This window comes from Brevibacterium antiquum CNRZ 918, from assembly GCF_900169145.1.
GTDB classification, from domain to species: domain Bacteria; phylum Actinomycetota; class Actinomycetes; order Actinomycetales; family Brevibacteriaceae; genus Brevibacterium; species Brevibacterium koreense.
Genome location: NZ_FXZD01000041.1, coordinates 1 through 1,400 on the forward strand (window position 1 = coordinate 1; position 1,400 = coordinate 1,400).

A 1,400-nucleotide genomic window follows, 5' to 3' on the forward strand; every position below is an offset into this window, starting at 1 on the left:
CGGCTCTTCATAAATAGGGCTGTAGGAGCCTGCCCATTCCTCCGGCATGGAGGAGCGACCGGATGAGATAGTTGCCCCGGTTACGGAATCCCAGCGCGATACCCCGCAGATGCTCCAGCCTGCCGTTGATCGCTTCCGTGGGCCCGTTCGACGTTCCCGGGTGATCGAAATACGCCAGAATATCGCTACGACGGCGCTGAAACGTCGTTCGTAGACTCCGCAACTCCTTCAACTCGTCCGGGATCGTGTCGGCCAGCTTGTCGATGAGCCCGGCCATGATCGTTTTGCCTTTCTTCGGGGCGGCCGCGTAGGCCTTGATCGTGTCTTGGTAGAACTGCCAACACACCACCAACGCAGCATGATTATCGGCGACGAAGACCGTGTTGAGTCGGTGTTTCTGCTTCTCAGATAGCAGCCCAACTCGGGTACGGATCGTTTTCCGAATCCCGTACAAGTCATCACCAGACCGGCCCCGACGACCATGGAGCTCGGTCTGGAGGCGTCTCCTTGTCTCATCGAGCTTCGTTCCAACGAGAGCAACAACATGGAACGGATCCATGACCGTGACCGCGTCCGGGAGTACTTCGGTCGCGGCTTTCTTGTACCCGGCGAAGGCATCCATAGCGACGTGGGCGATCCCGGTCCGGAAATCATCGGGCTGATTGTTGAGCCAATCAGAGAACACGTCGGCCGAACGGCCGGGAACGATGTCGATCAACCGTGCTGGCCTGTTGGTGAGGTCGACGATGACGGTGACCCACCGGTCGAGACCGCGATGGGACCAGCAATGTTCATCGACTCCGATCGTGGTGACCCCATCAAGCCTGGTCGCATCGGCAAGCAGCAACGTCCGGCCGAGATCAAGCACTGCCGAGCAGACTGTGTTCCACGACGTCGCAAGGTTCTTCGCGATGGCGTGGATGCTCATCTTGTCGATCACGACGGATTTCAAAGCCCAAAGACGTGCGGGCCGAGAAAGCTTCGAGCGGCCCACACACGCCTTCGCCGGTGACTGCGACCACCGGCGATCGCAGCTGGGGCACGCGTACGTGCGGATGCGGATGGCCAGGGTCACGGCGGTAAGCCCGATCGGGGGATGGATGAGCCGGCGGATCCGTGTGGATCGGACTCGTCCCGGCTGCTGGCATTCGGGGCAGTCGGCGTTGCCGTCGGTGATCAGGCACAACACGGTCAAGTGCCTACCTGTGTGGTGTTGGCCGATCGCGGTGAGCCCGAGCTCATCCAGGCGGAGTGTGGTATCGAGGCAGGGCGGGGTAAAGTTGTGCATCAGGGACCTTGGGTCGTGATGGAGTCTTGAACACCTACATCATTGCACCCAGGGTCCCGTTGTCGTTCGAGGTTGCCTCAGCTCTTGAGCACCGCCCTATTTATGAAGAGCC

General features: G+C 60.4%; 1 protein-coding gene. It reads right to left on the bottom strand.

The annotated features are described in order from the left end of the window. Positions 1-7 precede the first annotated feature (7 nt). Entirely contained in the window at positions 8-1,288 is a 1,281-nt protein-coding gene (locus BANT918_RS17100; protein ID WP_101621255.1) for an ISL3 family transposase, read from the bottom strand. Between the last annotated feature and the right edge of the window lie 112 nt (positions 1,289-1,400).

Coding starts and splice junctions, on each gene's coding strand:
- BANT918_RS17100 (WP_101621255.1), bottom strand. CDS start 1,288: ATGCACAACTTTACCCCGCCCTGCCTCGATACCACACTCCGCCTGGAT.